The following is a 15,652-nucleotide window of genomic DNA, read 5'->3' on the forward strand; positions in this document are numbered from 1 at the left end:
TTACCTTAGGTAAGAGTCAATAGCTTCTTTATCCTTTCTACGTTAATATTAAACTATAACTACGTTGAACTTTGAAATTTTCTAAAGGATACAAGTGATATAAAGATACACACTAATCCAAACAGTAGAACTAAAGCTCCATTCGAAAGAACCTCTATCCAGTTAATTTGCGAACTCAATACTGCACGGGCTCCTACAATTGTCCAGTCAATGGGATTAAAAAAGCTTATCGTGCGAATCCAAGACGGCATCAGTTCACGTGGCATAAATGCTGACGATAGAAACATAAGAGGCAACGTAAATAATTGCATTGCTCCTATCATAGTTTCATGCTTTCGTGTGACAAGTGCCAAGCTAATTGATAAAGCACTAATACCCATACCTAATAGTATTGGTATAGTCAAAAATACCATAACATTGGTGATGCTTAAAGAAAATCTTGCTCCCATAATAAAAGCTAAAAAGATAATCATAATAAATTGAGTCAGCAAAAGAACAATTAGTTGTACTAATTCACTTAGTATAATAATAATTTTATTGATTGGTAATACTAAAAAACGCTCCATAACACCATAGTTTATGTCACTTAATGTACCCATTCCAGTAAAGATACCAATATATAATGTATTCATAACTATCATACCCGGTAGTAGATATTCTACGTATAAATCAGCTGAAAAACCTGGAACTTCAACAATTCCTTTAAATAAATTTCCAAACAACAGTAGCCATACAATAGGCTGTAGCATTGACATAATAATAGCCATTGGTTCCCGAAATGTCGGCCTAATGCGACGCAATGCCATATACCAAGTATCTTTTAATACTTTTTTCATCTCTACCTCTCCTTTTTAATATGATTTAATACACCTTAGTTTTCAATATTTTTGCCTGTGTATTTAAAATACACTACGTCTAGAGAAGGAGGTATCACCTCAACCGACAGTACTTCAACTGATAACGATTGAATTAATTGTAATATGTTTGGCAATATTGTTGAGCCATTACCAACTTGTAGCTGTACCTTCCGTCCTTTAACCTCCACCTTTTTCACCCCTTGCTGTTCTTGCAAGATGTTTATCATCTGTGACTTTTTGCTGAAATAATCCTTTTGCAATTCAACCTTAATTATATCTCCCTCTAATTCTTCTTTTAATTGTTTAGGTGAACCTTCCACAACTACTTTCCCTTCATCAATAATAGCGAGACAGTCTGCAAGACGATCTATTTCATCTAAATAATGAGAAGTAAGCAGAATAGTAACCTTCTCCATTTTCGATAAGTCAGTAATTATATCCCAAAGGGCACCTCTTGCCTCTGGGTCCAGACCAGTGGTAGGTTCATCTAAAAATAACATCTGAGGATTATGAATAATACCCATTGCTATATCAAGTTTTCTGAGCATCCCACCGGAATAAGTCATGGTAGACCTATTAGCAGCTTCATTTAATTTGAAAATATTAATTAATTCATCCACCCTATCATTGAGCTGCTTTCCTCCCATTCCTTGTAATTGGCCCTGTAGGATTAAATTTTCACGACCTGTTGATTCAAAACAAATTCCTGACTTTTGAGAGACACACCCAATAACACTACGAACTTTACCAGGTTCAGATATAACATCAATTCCTAATACCTTTGCTTCGCCACTATTCGGCCTTGATAATGTAGTTAAAATTTTTACTGTTGTCGATTTTCCTGCACCATTGGGACCAAGAAGTCCATAAATAATTCCAGGCTTAATACTGAAACTTAATCCATCTAATGCCCTTATACTGTCTTTATAGGTCTTTACTAAGTTATTGACTTCTATAGCATATTTGTTATCGTACTTAAATGACATTTGATTCCCTCCTTATCATTATGAAATTTCAGTTAGCATTTCTGAGTGATGGAAAGTTTGTCATTAACATCACTACTTTTAAGGTATATCATGTTGCAATACTATCTCTTGAAATTAATTCTAATGCCTCCCCTTAGGTCAGAGTCAAGGATATTTAACAAAAAAATTTATTTCATAATTACGCATACAAAAATTCCCCCTAAACCGTAGTCTGAGGGGAACATAAAACACACCTAAATATTCACTTAAAGTCCTTTCAACCTACTTTTTCCTTGAGGTATAAAGAAATCGACAGTAACCAATCTCAGAAGCGTTTTTCATAAGTTCGAGATTTAGCCACGCAGCAAGCTCATACAAAGGTTTTTCTTCAAAGGGCCACTTTGTTTTTTCACAGGATAGGAGTTCCTTGTCTGACAAAGTGGTTATTCTATTTTTCCAATCATCATGCAATTGTTCTATTTTTTCTCTAACAACTGTCATGTCACCAGGCCACTGGATATCTTCACGAGTTAGCATTCCATTTCCAAAAGAGTAATCAAAGACCATTGACCACCAAAATATGATATGCCAAGTCAGCCATGCTATGCTGGGAGGCCCAATATCGTAATCCTCAGAATCTAGCCAATCTGCCTTCCAAATTCCTAATTGATTTACAACGTGAAGTCCTCTTGAACCAGGTCTCCAGAGACACTCTTGGTTTTCCAGTCCCTTAAGATGAATTTCTAACATTTGCCATGAAATATCAAATTGAAAATTTAATGCATTACGAAGACTATCTATTGAATTTTGATCATTATTGTCACTCATCGTAACTCCCCTCACTTGTAATCATACTTTGCAATACAGTATTCACAATGTTTTCCTCCCAGCCTTATTCCAGTCTTCCTAGAGCTCTCTGTTGAGATGATTTCCGAAGTCTAATTTAAAGATTGATATTCCTACTTCAGCCAGTATGCCTTGCCGTCAATAGTCCTGTCCATAAATCCATATTCAATCAGGTAGCGTCTGATCACTGCGTAATCCTCATAGATTTCTGTTATGACTTGATTCAATTCCTTCTCTGTATATCTTTTTTCTTGTTCTAGTTGTTCAGCAATTTTTGTAAGGATTACGACTTTTCTCTTTTCCTTTCCCGGAAACCTTTTTAGCTTCAAAGGGGATAGGCTTTCAAATTCAGCATTCAGTATTTTTTCCTTTTCCTTTTCGGTTATGATATACCGATCATCAACCATTGTCGCGGTACTATGAACAGGTACAATCATCTCATCAATAGTGGGTTTCTTTTCCATAACTTGTTCATATATTGCAAGATACATCTTTGCCTGTTTTGCTTTTTCTCGGAACATAAACCTTTGATGTCTCACTGTGGAAGGAGAAATCCCCAGTGTTTTTGCTATATCCTTATCAGATACATTGGAGTACATCAGAGACATTAACTCCTTGTGATTGTCAGTAAGTGTATTGTATTTGGACTCTCCATAAAGAAGCTGCTTCAGATTATCTCCATGGTCATTTTCAACATGTATCTTGACTGCGCGAAATGCCTCAAATAATCTATCACCTAAAGAATAGATCTCCCCTACTTCAAATGCCTTTCTACAAATATTGCAAATGTAGGCATCAGTATCATCGTCATATCTATATCCATTTTTCAATTCTTCCACTGTTAGCTTTTCCATCTCCACACAATTCACCCTCTTGTTTATTCATTTTATGAACACATTTTATATTAGTTTGCTTTTATAGTCAACATTTTTCATTTCATATAAATAAAACTGACCTTGTACGCATATAATTTTTTCCAATAGAAAAGCATCCAGGTCATTACTGAATGCTTTTACACTCTTATCATATATTGTTATTACGTCTGCCGCTTTATCAAATTTGATGTTATTTTTTATCTATTATTTTCACTTTTATAGCTTACGGGTTACGACAAATCCTCCACCTAGTAGTACTATTGCTCCTAAGGCATATACTCGTGTATCTCTATTAGATTCAGGTGTTTCGGCACTATCCGCTGCTAAGTCTATTTCTACTCCTTCTTCAGTTGCGGTAGATGTCCGAAATAACTCAGCCTGTTGACCTTCAACAACTTTAATTTTATCTACTCCAAACACACTATAGAAATACTCAGCATTTTCTTCATTAAAGGGCTTAATACCAATTTCAACATAAGTATCATAGGGTACTGTATGGGTTACTGTAATGCCTTTATTTTCGATTTCTTCAACATTTTCTACAAACAAGTAATTATCAATTTCCATATGCTCTGGGGATAGTCCGGAAACAACATTATCCTCGTAGTCTATTGGCATTATTGTAGCTTGGTGACCTTCTATAACTTTTGCTTCGTATTCCTTTAACAAATCATAAATATAATTTGCATTTTCTTCATTAAAAGGTGTAATACCAACTTCCACATAATCATCAACTTTCCCTGTGTGGGTTACCATAAATCTCTTTTGACTAATCTCTTCAGCATACTCTTTAAATAAAATTCTATCAACATCTATCTGCTCTTGGGATCTACCATCAACAAATTCCCTTGGTAATTGATCCGAAGAAACCGAATCATCCCCATAATCCCAATCGGGGGCAACAGGATCTACAATCGTTCGAGATGGTCCATCGCTAGAGCCTACACTCCCTGGCATCTCGCCTGGCATCCTCGTTGGCTCACTTCCACCACCAGTGGCAAAGGATACACTTGTTGCTAACATTGATAAACATAAACCTATGAAAAGGATTTTAGTAAGTTTTTTCTTAGTCATATTCCTCTCCTCCTTCTATCTCTCTACAAACTTTTTTTATTTACCATCTACAGCTTCATTTAAATATTCTACTTTGGTACCAAAAGTAATTAAGTTATCTAATTAATAATTGCTTTTACTTATTAGACGGCAGAATTATTTATTTGTTCCATGATGTAAATTAGAGACAATAATAAAGGTAGGTTCATGATACAGAGTCAGTCTCCTTCTTAGAATAATCTTTCTTGTATTTATCAGTATACCTATTTTGTTCAAGATCATAGTTTCGCCTAAAAAAGAAAAAACACCTTGACAAATACAACATAACTATTATACTTATATATATAACTATACAACCATAGTGGTTGTGAATTTAAAGGTGGTGAACGTTATTGAGTCTATTTCATGATAATAAACCTATATTTATACAGATTAAGGAGAAGATCGAAGATCAAATTGTTAATAAACAACTAAAGGAGCATGATCAAATACCGTCAACAACTCAAATGGTTCATTTCTATAAGGTAAATCACATTACTATTTCTAAAGGGATTAATTTGTTGGTGGATGAGGATATTATTTACAAGAAAAGAGGTGTGGGTATGTTCGTTGCTGAAAATGCTAGGGATAAGTTATTGCAAAACAGAAGAAATCAATTTGTAGACACCTATGTATCACCGATGATTGAAGAAGCAAAAAAATTAGGTCTAACCCACAAGGACATTGCCGATATTATGAAAAAAATTGAAGGAGTTTGATAATGATGAATTTTGATGTAAAGTTAACCAATGTATCGTTTAAATATAATGATTTTCAAGCATTAAAGGATATTTCCTTTACTCTTTCCCAGGGGAAAATCTATGGATTACTAGGAAGAAACGGGGCTGGAAAAACGACCCTACTTTCACTGTTAGCCTCCTTCAATACACCTACATCCGGTACCATTAGAATAGGTTGCGAAGATCCCTTTGAAAACAGTAAAATCATGCCCAATGTTGCCTTCCTCTATGAAAGTGATTACAGTGAAGAGGACGAATCTGTTCTCGACTATTTTGAAGCATCTGAGCGTTATAGGCCTAACTTTGACACTCAATACGCTAAGGAGCTAGCTGCCCGATTTAAATTGCCCCTAAACAAACCTATTAATGAGTTCTCCAGTGGAATGCAGTCTGCATTAAATGTAATACTAGGCCTTGCAAGTCGTAGTCCAATTACCATATTCGACGAGGTTTATTTAGGTATGGATGCACCTACAAGAGAGTTATTTTATAGAGAAGTATTGGAGGAGCAATCTCGCCATCCAAGAATCATCATTTTATCTACTCATCTAGTCTCTGAAATGGAGTATCTATTTGATCACGTATTAATTTTGGATCAGGGGAGCGTATTAGTCGATGAGGCAATTGATGAAGTGATTGGTCGAGGTGCATCTATTACAGGCCCAGCTGATGTTGTTGATAAATTTGTCAATAACATGAAACAGTTACACACACAAGAACTTGGGAATACAAAATCGATAATGGTTTATGGAGAAATAAGCGAAACCGATGAAGCTAAGGCCAACAGAAATCAACTGGAGATAGGATCTGTTTCCCTACAACAACTATTTATTTATTTAACTGAAAAGGAGGAGGAATAACATGACTACACCAACTAAGTCTATTAAATCAAAACTATCTCTAGATTTATTTTATATGCAAATGCAATGGTCTTTCTGGTATATTTCTATTATTTTAATTATCCATTTAATTCTACAACTAGTTCTCCCTCGATTTGTGCCAGATGTAGAGGAGATCAACTTAAGCTTTATGATCATGTTTTTTCAATCATCTAAGATTTATATGGCTATTATTGGGATTATAGCTTGCTACTCATTTCTTCCCTTCTTCGTAAAGAATGGGATTACCCGAAGGGATTACTTTATAGGATCTTCGGTTGCAGCTGTCGGAGTTTCATTTAGCATCCTCCTAGTCTCAGCCGTCATTACAGTTGTACTACAATTTTTGGCACCTATTTTAGGTTATTCACCCAATATAGTCCCAGTAGCATTTTTAGATACGACATCTCTTTGGATTGTTCCTATAATCTCTCTTTCTTTAATTATTCTATGCTACTATATTGCAGGCTGGGTTATTGCTGTGGGTTTCTATCGTTACAACAATTTAAGAAGAATAGGCTTCATTGCCATCGGGTTGTTTTATGTTTCTGTTACAGATTTAATATGGGAAGGTGGTCTATCCCACCCATTAATAGCTAAATTAAATATTCCTTTTCCTGATCTATCGATTGGTCTATCTGTAGGAGTGACTTCTCTTCTGATTGGTTTAGGATTATGGTTTATTCGAAGTTTAACTAAAAGAATTCCTATCAAGCTTTAGTTTAGCTTGAGCTTTCAATATATTAAAACCTCCCTTTGGTAATAAAAGCATCATTACAATGGGGAGGTTTACAATTATACTATGAGTCATAATCGAATATATCATCTTCTGGTTTAATATGTATTGGTTTATCGTCCATATCAGAAATAATTCAGTATAAACTCAGTCTCCTGTATCATCACATCTGTATAGCAATTATTCCACCATCTGACTTATTAAACCCTTTGATGAATCGACTTCCATACCTTTGAGCGCCACAGAGGTCCGTTTTACACCGATGAATTAGGTCCCGCCAGCCACGACTTGCTTAAATTGGTATGCACAAGGATTGATTGATAGAAACTCGCACTCGCCAGATTATGAACGGACAGGGTGCTGATTGTCAATTATTATTTTTCGTCTAATAATTTCTTTAAAGCATAATTAGATATCATGATCATCACAGCCAAGATGAATGCAATCCAAAACCCTGGAACATGAATGCCTTTAATGAATCTATCTGTTAACATAATCATCCATGTATTAATCACTAAACTAAAAATTCCTAAAGTTAGTAAATTAATTGGCAGTGTGATTAAAAGTAGTAATGGACGTAATAGAAGGCTGACTAACCATAATAGAAGGCTAAATATGATAATTTGTACAACTCCACTTGACTCAATTAATGACAATACATCAGTCATGATATAAACACTTACCATATTTGCCAATAGTTTTAATTGCTGCTTTTTCACGGCTTGTCACCTCTTTAATAAAATTCTACCAATACCTTGATGTCACCTACATCAACATCTATCATTTTATATCTTCCATGTTTTCGTACTTCATTAAACAATTCATGGATCAATTTAAAAATCTCATCCACAGAAAAGTCTTCTATCGATATATTGCTGACTATATCATCTAACTTCCACTTTATCACTTTATTTTTCAATGGGAAAATCAATGGTTTTAAAACCCATGTCACCTCTTCAAATGCTTCAATTAATTCGTCAATCACAGATAGTACAATTGGTATCGTCAGTCGAATATACTTGCCATGTTTAACCTTGATTAGCATGATCTTGCTGGTTTTCTTACTAGTCAACATAAACTGACACCAAAATTCTCCCTTGTTCATTATCATTGACATCCACATCTAGCAACTTTCCATCGGAAAGCCCTTGATCAATTAATTCAACCAATTCATCAAAGTCAATTTTAGAAATATCAATTCCTTCTTTTTCCATTTCAATTCTTGCTTCCTTGGGAATCATACCCATACCCATGTTAACAAATTTAGATACTACCTTAAGAAGGCTTAATGGAATATTTGCTTCTACCTTTGGAACCCCTGATTCTTCACCGGATACCCTTACTCTTAAAAATCGTTGTTTATTGGCATTAGGTAGCCGATCCAATGTCCAGTTCTTTTCTTTTTTGTCTACTTCTTGTAGCGCATTAAGTAGTTCTAACCCTTCTGCTGAAGATACCTTCCCTTCTTGAATCATTTCAAGAATTTTTAACTTTTCATTTTGCATTCCAATCCCATCCTTTCATTTTTCAACTATTTACTTAGATTTCTCAGCTGCTGTGTCGCTTCTTGTGAAGTTATTTCTCCCTTTTCCAATGCATTTAATATCGACTGTTTTTTGTGAGCCATCTCCGCTGCACTTGTTCCTTCATCAACCTGACTTTGTATTTTATCTGTACTGTATCCTAATGCTTGTATGACGCCTTCAAGTCTATTTCTAACTGTCGGATAAGAGATTCCCAACTCCTTTTCTACATCTTTAATACTACCTCTGCATTTAATAAAAATTTCGATAAATTCAAGCTGCTCCTGAGGAATCTTACAAAACTTGCATCCGGTAAATTCTCCTTCAATGTTTGTCTTACACCTAGAGCAGGTCATTTTGGTTATATTCAATTCATCATGACAAATCGGACATTGGCTTAGTGCCTTGTATTTCACCACTATCACCTCTCTTTTGTTTTGGATTATTCTTTCTTTAGTTTTAATATACTTCTATAAATTAACTTTGTCAATATATAAATTAACTTTATTAATTATTATATTGATAATATTAATGTATATATTAATATTATCAATATAATAACCTTTTAACACTTTCTCAAAATAAATTTAAGAGCAGGGGTCTCTCCCTGCTCCTTCTTAAGTAACCAATAGATTTTTATGATTTAATAGCAAATAACTGACATCCACATTTGGAGCATATTCTTTCAATAAGAAAAATACCCTTCATTTTATTACTAGTAAGCAAAAAACTTGCTCTCAAACCTATGTCTTTACCGTTCCACAAGTAAGCACGCCCATATGGATTTTTTTCGCACGATTACTTTTTTTTGATATTTCTCGAATGTGTTTAACATTATCCCATTTTCTAAAAAGTTTTCTCGCATCTTCCTCCCATGTAAAATATTCAACTTCCGAACTTTGATAATTATTATCTATGGATTTTATTCCCTTCTCATTTAATCTACCGAATTGTATTTCAAGTTCCGTATTGGTATAATCAACGCCTTGATTTCGAGAGCAACATGGAAAATAACATAAAGTAGCTTTTGCAATAAAAGGGTGTTTATCCTTACTTATTGGTACGGGAATATTATAATTGTAAGTATCGTACTTTTCTGAAATACCTGATAAAACAAATTGTATCTCATCCTCTGGACAACGAACAATGTCATCTATTTTCCTTGGCACAATACCGTGCCCAATAAGAGAAGAGTCGAATTCTTGTTTACTCCAACCAGTTGCTGAATTTATTATTAGAGCTTTTGCCACTTCTCTACTTAAACCTAAAATATCAATTAAATATGACATTTTCCTTGCTATCCACGGTGCTGCAAAAGAAGTTCCTATTACAAATGCTTCACCTGTTGGAGTACAAACTCTCATAGGTTTTGTCTCATCACCACCGTAATAACTGATGTCAGGTTTTGTAAAAAATGATAGCACAGGCCCTCTCCGAGTATAAGAAGCTGGTCGATTATCAAAATCAACAGAGTTAACAACTAATGAATTTATAGAGTCAGCTGGAGTGCCTATAGCCATAGATTGCTTTTGTGTCCAAGTTTTATTAGTTCCTGCAATAACAAATGTTACATCATTTTCATATTGAATTTTATCTAATATTGCTGCTTCCGGTGAAATAAAGTTTGGATTTATTTCAAGTTTTGATCCAAGAGATAAATTCCAAACTTTTATATCTTTGTTTAATGATATTATTTCATTTATATTTCTTAGAATTGTAAATGAACTAAACTGATTTCCGGAAGCGACTCCAAAATGCCTTACGCGAAATCTACCACACTCATCATCCATAAGAGGATTAGATGCCGGACCGTCAACTATAATAGATGATACCGCTGTTCCATGTTTATAGTCACTTGGTGATAATGGAATATCTTCGGATAACATATTTTTAAATTCAACCCAATCAGAAAAGTAAACATTTTCATCAAACAACGTATCAATTACACCGATTATAGGTTCGTTCTTAGGCGAAGGAATAGTAATTACAGCATTATCACAAAAATTAAAATCAACTTTTGTTAGCTTTGTTATGTCGCTAACCGCCATCGATATTAAATATGGAGCCTTTTGCTTTAAAAGGGTTAATTCATCAGGTCTCAGTAAAATGGTCGTATCATCCATAACTCTAGTAAACTGCAAATTAATACCTAATTTTTCCATGAGTTTTGTCGCTTTAACATCTGTTTTATATATAGTAATCATAGGCGTTAACTTAACCCATGTTATTCCAAGGTAAAAATTACATTTGAAAAAAAGCATGAAAAATGGGAATCTCAAAGTGACCACCACATCACAAAGGAGAGATTCCCATGAAGATATCTTCATCACTTATTATACAATTTATTCGGTTGTTTGATAACAATAAAATTATGGAAATTGCCATAGGCACAGGTTTATTGAAGCGTCAAAAGGGCATGTTGCCCGATACAATTCTTAAGGTTTTCACATTCGGGTTGCTAAATATAGCAAACCCCTCATTAAACCAAATTGCATCTAAATGCCAAGCATTTCAACCAGGCTTAACAATCTCCAAAGAAGCAGTGTATAAAAGACTGAAAAAATCTTCTTTATTTTTACAGGAAACATTTAAACATATGATGCAAAAATCTATGAATAGTGTAATCCCTGTAAAAACTGCCGCTATTCTTGAGCAGTTTAAGGATGTAAAGATATGTGATAGTACCAAAATTACTTTGCCGGATTAGGTGGACGCAATGCTAAATCTTCTTTAAAAGTCCAAGGCATTTATAGTTTGATTCCTGCTAGATTTTCAAGCCTTGAAATAACAAAGGCTCCTGGCGCTGATACTACCTATAACGATAAGTTACTTGCCATGGTTAATCCAGGTGAATTGCTAATAACAGACCTAGGATATTTTAGCAAAGCATTTTTTGAAAAACTATCAACAAAAGGTAGTTACTATCTCACTAGAATCAAGAAAAACTCTATTGTTTACGTAGAAAAGTCAGGACAACTAACTAAGGTGGATTTGACTGATTTACTAAAGGGTACTGTGGTTGATACAGAAGTTTTTCTGGGAATAGCCCATAAAAAACAACTTAAATGTCGTTTTGTAGCCATTCGCCTGCCAGAAAAAGTGGTGAATCAACGTAGACGCAAGGCTAACCAACAGGCTAAAGCCCAAGGCAAACAACTTAGTGCGAAAGAAACTGAATTGCTGGCATGGAATATTATTGTTACAAATGTTACAAAAGATAAGTTATCTCCTGAAGCTGCTTGTGATTTATATAGAGCAAGATGGCAAATTGAACTCGTATTTAAATCATTAAAAAGCTATTTAAATATTGATAAAATAGGCTCTTGTGGTAAATACCAGCTAGAGTGTTTGATATATGGGCGCTTAATAGCAGTAGTTGCCATGTTTTCTTTATACAATGTTCTATATATACCAGCAAATCAACATTTCACAAGAAGTTTAAGTATGTTGCGATTTGTAAGTATTTTTGCAATTCATGCTAATGAGATAGCCCTAAAGCTTCAATTAACAATACCAAATATTCATTTTCTTGAAAGATTTTTCAAGAAAATGAGTAAAAAAAGTTTGCATGATAAGCGTCAGAGAAAAACAACGTTTGAAATACTACAGGAATACTTTTTTCTCGAAATTAATTTCCAAAATATTGCTTAGGTTAACGCCTATGATATAGTAATAATAGATTCATCCTTTAAATCTATATCATCAACTAATATATCAAATTTTTCAACATAAAAAGCATCTACTACTACTCTGAGGAAATTGGTTTTAGCAATTTTTAATGGAACAAAGGCAATTCGTTTTGAATTGATTTCCTTGATTATGTCATGGGTGATTATCCCATCAAATCTTGTATTCAATATGTTAATTCTTGTTTTCAGTATTATCCAAATATTCTCTAATAGCATCTGATGATATCTTTGAAATTTGAACTCTTTCAGGCGTGTCATACACATTTGCTATCATTTCGAACTTATCTGTATTTTCCATTATTATCCATCAACCTTTTTTAAATTATCGTCCTCTGTTATGCAAGCCTACTACATCCTGATTTATATGATTTTATGGCATTTCATCTTCATTTATCAATTTATATCCTTGTGTGTAGGTACCTTTGGCGAGTACTTTTAAGAGTGTGCCTTGATCGAGCCTAGTACTGGTTGTGAATATCACTCGTTTAGTCTCTCCGCTTTCGGTGACACCCTGCTCCCTATATTTATATCTTCCGTTATCATCTGCAGGTTCATTTTGAATTTCAACATAGACATATTCTTGTTCAATCAATGGATTAAAACGATCGAATGGCTCGCGAAGTAAGAGGTATAAGCTAGCAAAAACAACGACTACAACAATACAGGATATTAAGATCTTTTTCATAATTTTTCTTCCTTTCTATAGAGAATTTGTTACGATGCTCTTATAATACTGAATGGTAATCACGGTAAACATCAAGTAGATGATAATATACGCTGCCATACTAATGATGATTGGGGTGAGCATGCTGGCGGCGATGAGAACAGAACCTACGTTAAGAGCAAAGGCAGCGTGGATTAAACCAATTCCCAGAGGAATAAAAAAAACAAAGAGCTGTTTACGGATGATGCCTTTCATAATATCGTTTACTTGGAACCCCAGTTGTCGCAGTGTCCGATAATGGTTTTTTTCTTGTTCAGCCTCTGTCATTTGTTTAAAGTATAAAATACTTCCCGTTGAAAGAAGAAACACAAAGCCTAAAATGCCTGCGATGAAAATAAGAAGCCCGTAGGTTTGACGCGATCCCTCGTATGCGGAATAAAAGTCAGTGATATACTGGTCACTATCCACATTCGTTAGAAAGATGTCAGAGGCGATATCTGATTTTTCAGTGTCTAATAAGTGAAACACTTCAAAGGTTAAAAATTCCTTGTACTCATCCTCCTGAATGCTATCTCTCACTCTCTGGAAGGTTTCTTCAGAAACAAGTAATTGTTCTCCATAGAATCTGTAATTCATCACGTTTTCAAGCCTAAACTTGGACACTGTTAACCGATTTGCCTCATCGTCTGATGGGTATTGCACGTATTTTGGAAATGAAGTTTCTACTCCTTCTATAATGGCTCGCGTATTATGATAGATTGCTTCACCATCTCGGGGACTCTCAACATCTAATCCAGCCTGCACCATCTGCTCTGCTGAGAAAACCATGAAGGCTCTGTGACGATTGTCTACATTTGTATCCTGTTCCACCCATGTGCCAACAAATCTTATGGCATCTAGTTGATAATGATTAAATCCAATCTGTTCTTCTTCTAACCTACTTGATATAATAGCGGCTTCCTCCTGCATATTTTCCACTGCAAAATCAAAAGGCATCGCCAACCTCACATCGTTTTCCGTTGAATAGTATAAGGAATATGAAAGTGAAACCATCGTAATCGTCATGGCAGACAATACAGTGATCAATGTTAATGAATTGGCGTGACCTTTCATTCTGTGCATCAGTGGTGCTATCGACAGGCTATTATACAAGCCCAGATTTCCATTTTTCTTTTTTCGAAAAACATATAATATCCAGCTTATCGTCGTATGGAAAACTAAATAGGTTCCCAGTATGGTGCTGGCGAGAACTAATATCATAAGAAACAACAGCAAGTCAGCATGGTCTACAATTAAGGTAGACACATAATAGCCAAACCCTATTAGACTTAACCCTACTAACCCTAAAATACTTGAAACGATGCTTGGACGTTTAACAAAGTAATCATTTTGCTTATTTGCTTGAAACAATTGTAGTAGTGTACTTCGATAAACCGTCCATATAATTTGTAAAGATGTGACAGCAATTAAGCAAGTAAAAACAGCAATTGTTTGGATAACTGCTTGGCTGGAGAAGGTTAATCCAACCATAGCTTCAAGTCCTATCAGGTTCATAAACAGTAAAAGAAAGAGTCGCGAGAGCAAAGCTCCAACTAGCATTCCAATAAATAAAGCTCCTAGACCAAGAATAGTGTGTTCCAAGATTAGTAACCGAGCGACCCAAGCCTTAGACAAGCCAATTAACTGATACATTCCGATTTCTTGACTACGTCTTCTAATAAAGATGCTGGTAGCGTACATCGTAAACACAATGGTAATGAGAATGAGTAATATTCCAGCGACTTGAAAGGCCGTTGAAAAGTGCATGCTAGATTTAACCATATTAACAATGGTTTGGTCATTTTGTAGGGTAGAGAAAATAAAATACAAACTTATGCTGAAAATCATTGCGAAAAAATAGAGATAATACATTTTGATGTTTTTTCGCATGCTGCGGATCACTAATTTCTGTGTAGTCATTTCTGGTTACCTCCTCCAAGAAGGGCTTGCATATCAAGAATGTCCTTAAAGAAGGATTCTCTCGTTTTCTCTCCCCGGTACAATTCAGAAAAAGTTCTTCCATCCTTAAGAAAGATCACACGCTTACAATAGCTAGATGCCAACGGGTCATGAGTAACCATAACAATGGTGACTTGTCGTGCTTGGTTAATCTCATGTAAATTTTCTAATAAATTTGAGGCTGCTCTTGAATCAAGGGCGCCTGTAGGCTCATCAGCAAAAACAATCGAGGGCGAATGAATTAGCGCTCGTGCTGCAGAGGTGCGTTGCTTTTCTCCACCTGAAATTTCAGAAGGGTACTTATTAGCTAATTCCTTAATATCTAAAATCTCTGCTATGGCATTAAACTCAGTTTCAGCTTGATTTTTGCTTATTTTTGTTAAAGAAACAGGTAGCAATATATTTTCTTTTACCGTTAATGTATCAAGCAAATTGTAATCCTGAAAGATAAAGCCTAAATGTTCACGACGAATGTTTGAAAGCTGACTATCATTCATTTTGGAAATCTCGTGCTCTTTTATAAAGATTTGTCCATCTGTGGGACGGTCAATAGTAGCTAATGCATTGAGAAGAGTTGTCTTCCCTGATCCTGAAGGTCCCATAATTCCAACAAATTCACCCTCAATCACTCGAAGGTCGATTCCTTGTAACACCTGTTGAGCATTTCCCTTTAAACCATAAGATTTACGTACTCCCTCTGCAATTAAAACTGTCTTTGGTGTCTTTTGATATTTCATACCATTCACTCCAATCAAGTTGTTCTATAACCAGTATAATTCTTTTGTGGCT

Annotated in this window: 17 protein-coding genes and 1 pseudogene; 4 read left to right on the plus strand and 14 right to left on the minus strand. The window is 34.9% G+C overall.

Features of this window, described 5'->3' with window-relative positions; genetic code table 11:
- Window positions 1–59 precede the first annotated feature (59 nt).
- The 5 genes from AMET_RS19325 to AMET_RS19345 all read right to left on the minus strand — a co-directional run bounded on the left by AMET_RS19325 (window position 60) and on the right by AMET_RS19345 (window position 4,617).
- Window positions 60–836, minus strand: coding sequence for an ABC transporter permease (locus AMET_RS19325; protein WP_012064981.1), 777 nt, complete (start codon window positions 834–836; stop codon window positions 60–62).
- Window positions 837–871: 35 nt separating this feature from the next.
- Window positions 872–1,843, minus strand: a complete 972-nt coding sequence (locus tag AMET_RS19330; RefSeq protein WP_012064982.1) for a daunorubicin resistance protein DrrA family ABC transporter ATP-binding protein — start codon at window positions 1,841–1,843, stop codon at window positions 872–874.
- A 261-nt stretch (window positions 1,844–2,104) separates the two neighbouring features.
- Window positions 2,105–2,650, minus strand: a complete 546-nt coding sequence (locus AMET_RS19335) for a DinB family protein (RefSeq protein ID WP_012064983.1) — start codon at window positions 2,648–2,650, stop codon at window positions 2,105–2,107.
- Window positions 2,651–2,781: 131 nt separating this feature from the next.
- Window positions 2,782–3,522: a DUF2087 domain-containing protein gene (locus AMET_RS19340; protein ID WP_012064984.1), complete on the minus strand. Its 741-nt coding sequence runs from the start codon at window positions 3,520–3,522 to the stop codon at window positions 2,782–2,784.
- Between the two features lie 237 nt (window positions 3,523–3,759).
- Entirely contained in the window at window positions 3,760–4,617 is an 858-nt protein-coding gene (locus tag AMET_RS19345; RefSeq protein WP_012064985.1) for a hypothetical protein, read from the minus strand.
- A 371-nt stretch (window positions 4,618–4,988) separates the two neighbouring features.
- On the opposite strand from AMET_RS19345, the gene AMET_RS19350 reads away from it, so the two are divergent.
- The 3 genes from AMET_RS19350 to AMET_RS19360 are packed head-to-tail and all read left to right on the plus strand — an operon-like array spanning window position 4,989 to window position 6,974.
- Window positions 4,989–5,354 carry a GntR family transcriptional regulator gene (locus AMET_RS19350; protein ID WP_012064986.1) on the plus strand — a complete coding sequence of 122 codons (366 nt, stop codon included), beginning with the start codon at window positions 4,989–4,991 and terminating at the stop codon, window positions 5,352–5,354.
- Window positions 5,355–5,356: 2 nt separating this feature from the next.
- Window positions 5,357–6,235: an ABC transporter ATP-binding protein gene (locus tag AMET_RS19355; RefSeq protein ID WP_012064987.1), complete on the plus strand. Its 879-nt coding sequence runs from the start codon at window positions 5,357–5,359 to the stop codon at window positions 6,233–6,235.
- A 1-nt stretch (window position 6,236) separates the two neighbouring features.
- Window positions 6,237–6,974, plus strand: a complete 738-nt coding sequence (locus AMET_RS19360) for a hypothetical protein (protein ID WP_012064988.1) — start codon at window positions 6,237–6,239, stop codon at window positions 6,972–6,974.
- A gap of 389 nt (window positions 6,975–7,363) precedes the next feature.
- Here AMET_RS19360 and AMET_RS19365 read toward each other — a convergent pair whose 3' ends face one another.
- From AMET_RS19365 to AMET_RS19385, 5 genes are all read right to left on the minus strand, one after another.
- Window positions 7,364–7,708 carry a phage holin family protein gene (locus tag AMET_RS19365; RefSeq protein WP_012064989.1) on the minus strand — a complete coding sequence of 115 codons (345 nt, stop codon included), beginning with the start codon at window positions 7,706–7,708 and terminating at the stop codon, window positions 7,364–7,366.
- Window positions 7,709–7,722: 14 nt separating this feature from the next.
- The gene (locus AMET_RS19370) at window positions 7,723–8,064 is read right to left on the minus strand and encodes a hypothetical protein (RefSeq protein ID WP_012064990.1); all 342 of its coding nucleotides are present in this window, start codon (window positions 8,062–8,064) and stop codon (window positions 7,723–7,725) included.
- On the minus strand, window positions 8,054–8,494 hold the full coding sequence (locus AMET_RS19375) for an SHOCT-like domain-containing protein (RefSeq protein ID WP_012064991.1): 441 nt from the start codon (window positions 8,492–8,494) through the stop codon (window positions 8,054–8,056). The genes AMET_RS19370 and AMET_RS19375 overlap by 11 nt, the downstream gene beginning before the upstream one ends.
- A gap of 26 nt (window positions 8,495–8,520) precedes the next feature.
- Window positions 8,521–8,928, minus strand: a complete 408-nt coding sequence (locus tag AMET_RS19380) for a DUF2089 domain-containing protein (RefSeq protein ID WP_012064992.1) — start codon at window positions 8,926–8,928, stop codon at window positions 8,521–8,523.
- Window positions 8,929–9,255: 327 nt separating this feature from the next.
- The gene (locus AMET_RS19385; protein WP_242661333.1) at window positions 9,256–10,716 is read right to left on the minus strand and encodes a S8 family peptidase; all 1,461 of its coding nucleotides are present in this window, start codon (window positions 10,714–10,716) and stop codon (window positions 9,256–9,258) included.
- A gap of 107 nt (window positions 10,717–10,823) precedes the next feature.
- Here AMET_RS19385 and AMET_RS19395 point away from each other — a divergent pair.
- Window positions 10,824–12,163: pseudogene (locus AMET_RS19395) on the plus strand (IS4 family transposase).
- Window positions 12,164–12,171: 8 nt separating this feature from the next.
- On the opposite strand, the gene AMET_RS19400 reads toward AMET_RS19395, so the two are convergent.
- The 4 genes from AMET_RS19400 to AMET_RS19415 form a co-directional block, all read right to left on the minus strand.
- A complete protein-coding gene (locus tag AMET_RS19400; protein ID WP_157047312.1) occupies window positions 12,172–12,459 on the minus strand; it encodes a hypothetical protein in 288 nt (95 codons plus the stop codon).
- 112 nt (window positions 12,460–12,571) lie between these two features.
- Window positions 12,572–12,886, minus strand: coding sequence for a YxeA family protein (locus AMET_RS19405; RefSeq protein WP_012064994.1), 315 nt, complete (start codon window positions 12,884–12,886; stop codon window positions 12,572–12,574).
- 15 nt (window positions 12,887–12,901) lie between these two features.
- Complete coding sequence (locus tag AMET_RS19410) at window positions 12,902–14,824, minus strand: ABC transporter permease (RefSeq protein ID WP_012064995.1); 1,923 nt, start codon at window positions 14,822–14,824, stop codon at window positions 12,902–12,904.
- Window positions 14,821–15,600: an ABC transporter ATP-binding protein gene (locus AMET_RS19415; protein ID WP_012064996.1), complete on the minus strand. Its 780-nt coding sequence runs from the start codon at window positions 15,598–15,600 to the stop codon at window positions 14,821–14,823. The genes AMET_RS19410 and AMET_RS19415 overlap by 4 nt, the downstream gene beginning before the upstream one ends.
- Window positions 15,601–15,652: the final 52 nt, after the last annotated feature.

This window comes from Alkaliphilus metalliredigens QYMF (assembly GCF_000016985.1).
Classification (GTDB): Bacteria; Bacillota; Clostridia; order Peptostreptococcales; family Natronincolaceae; genus Alkaliphilus_A; species Alkaliphilus_A metalliredigens.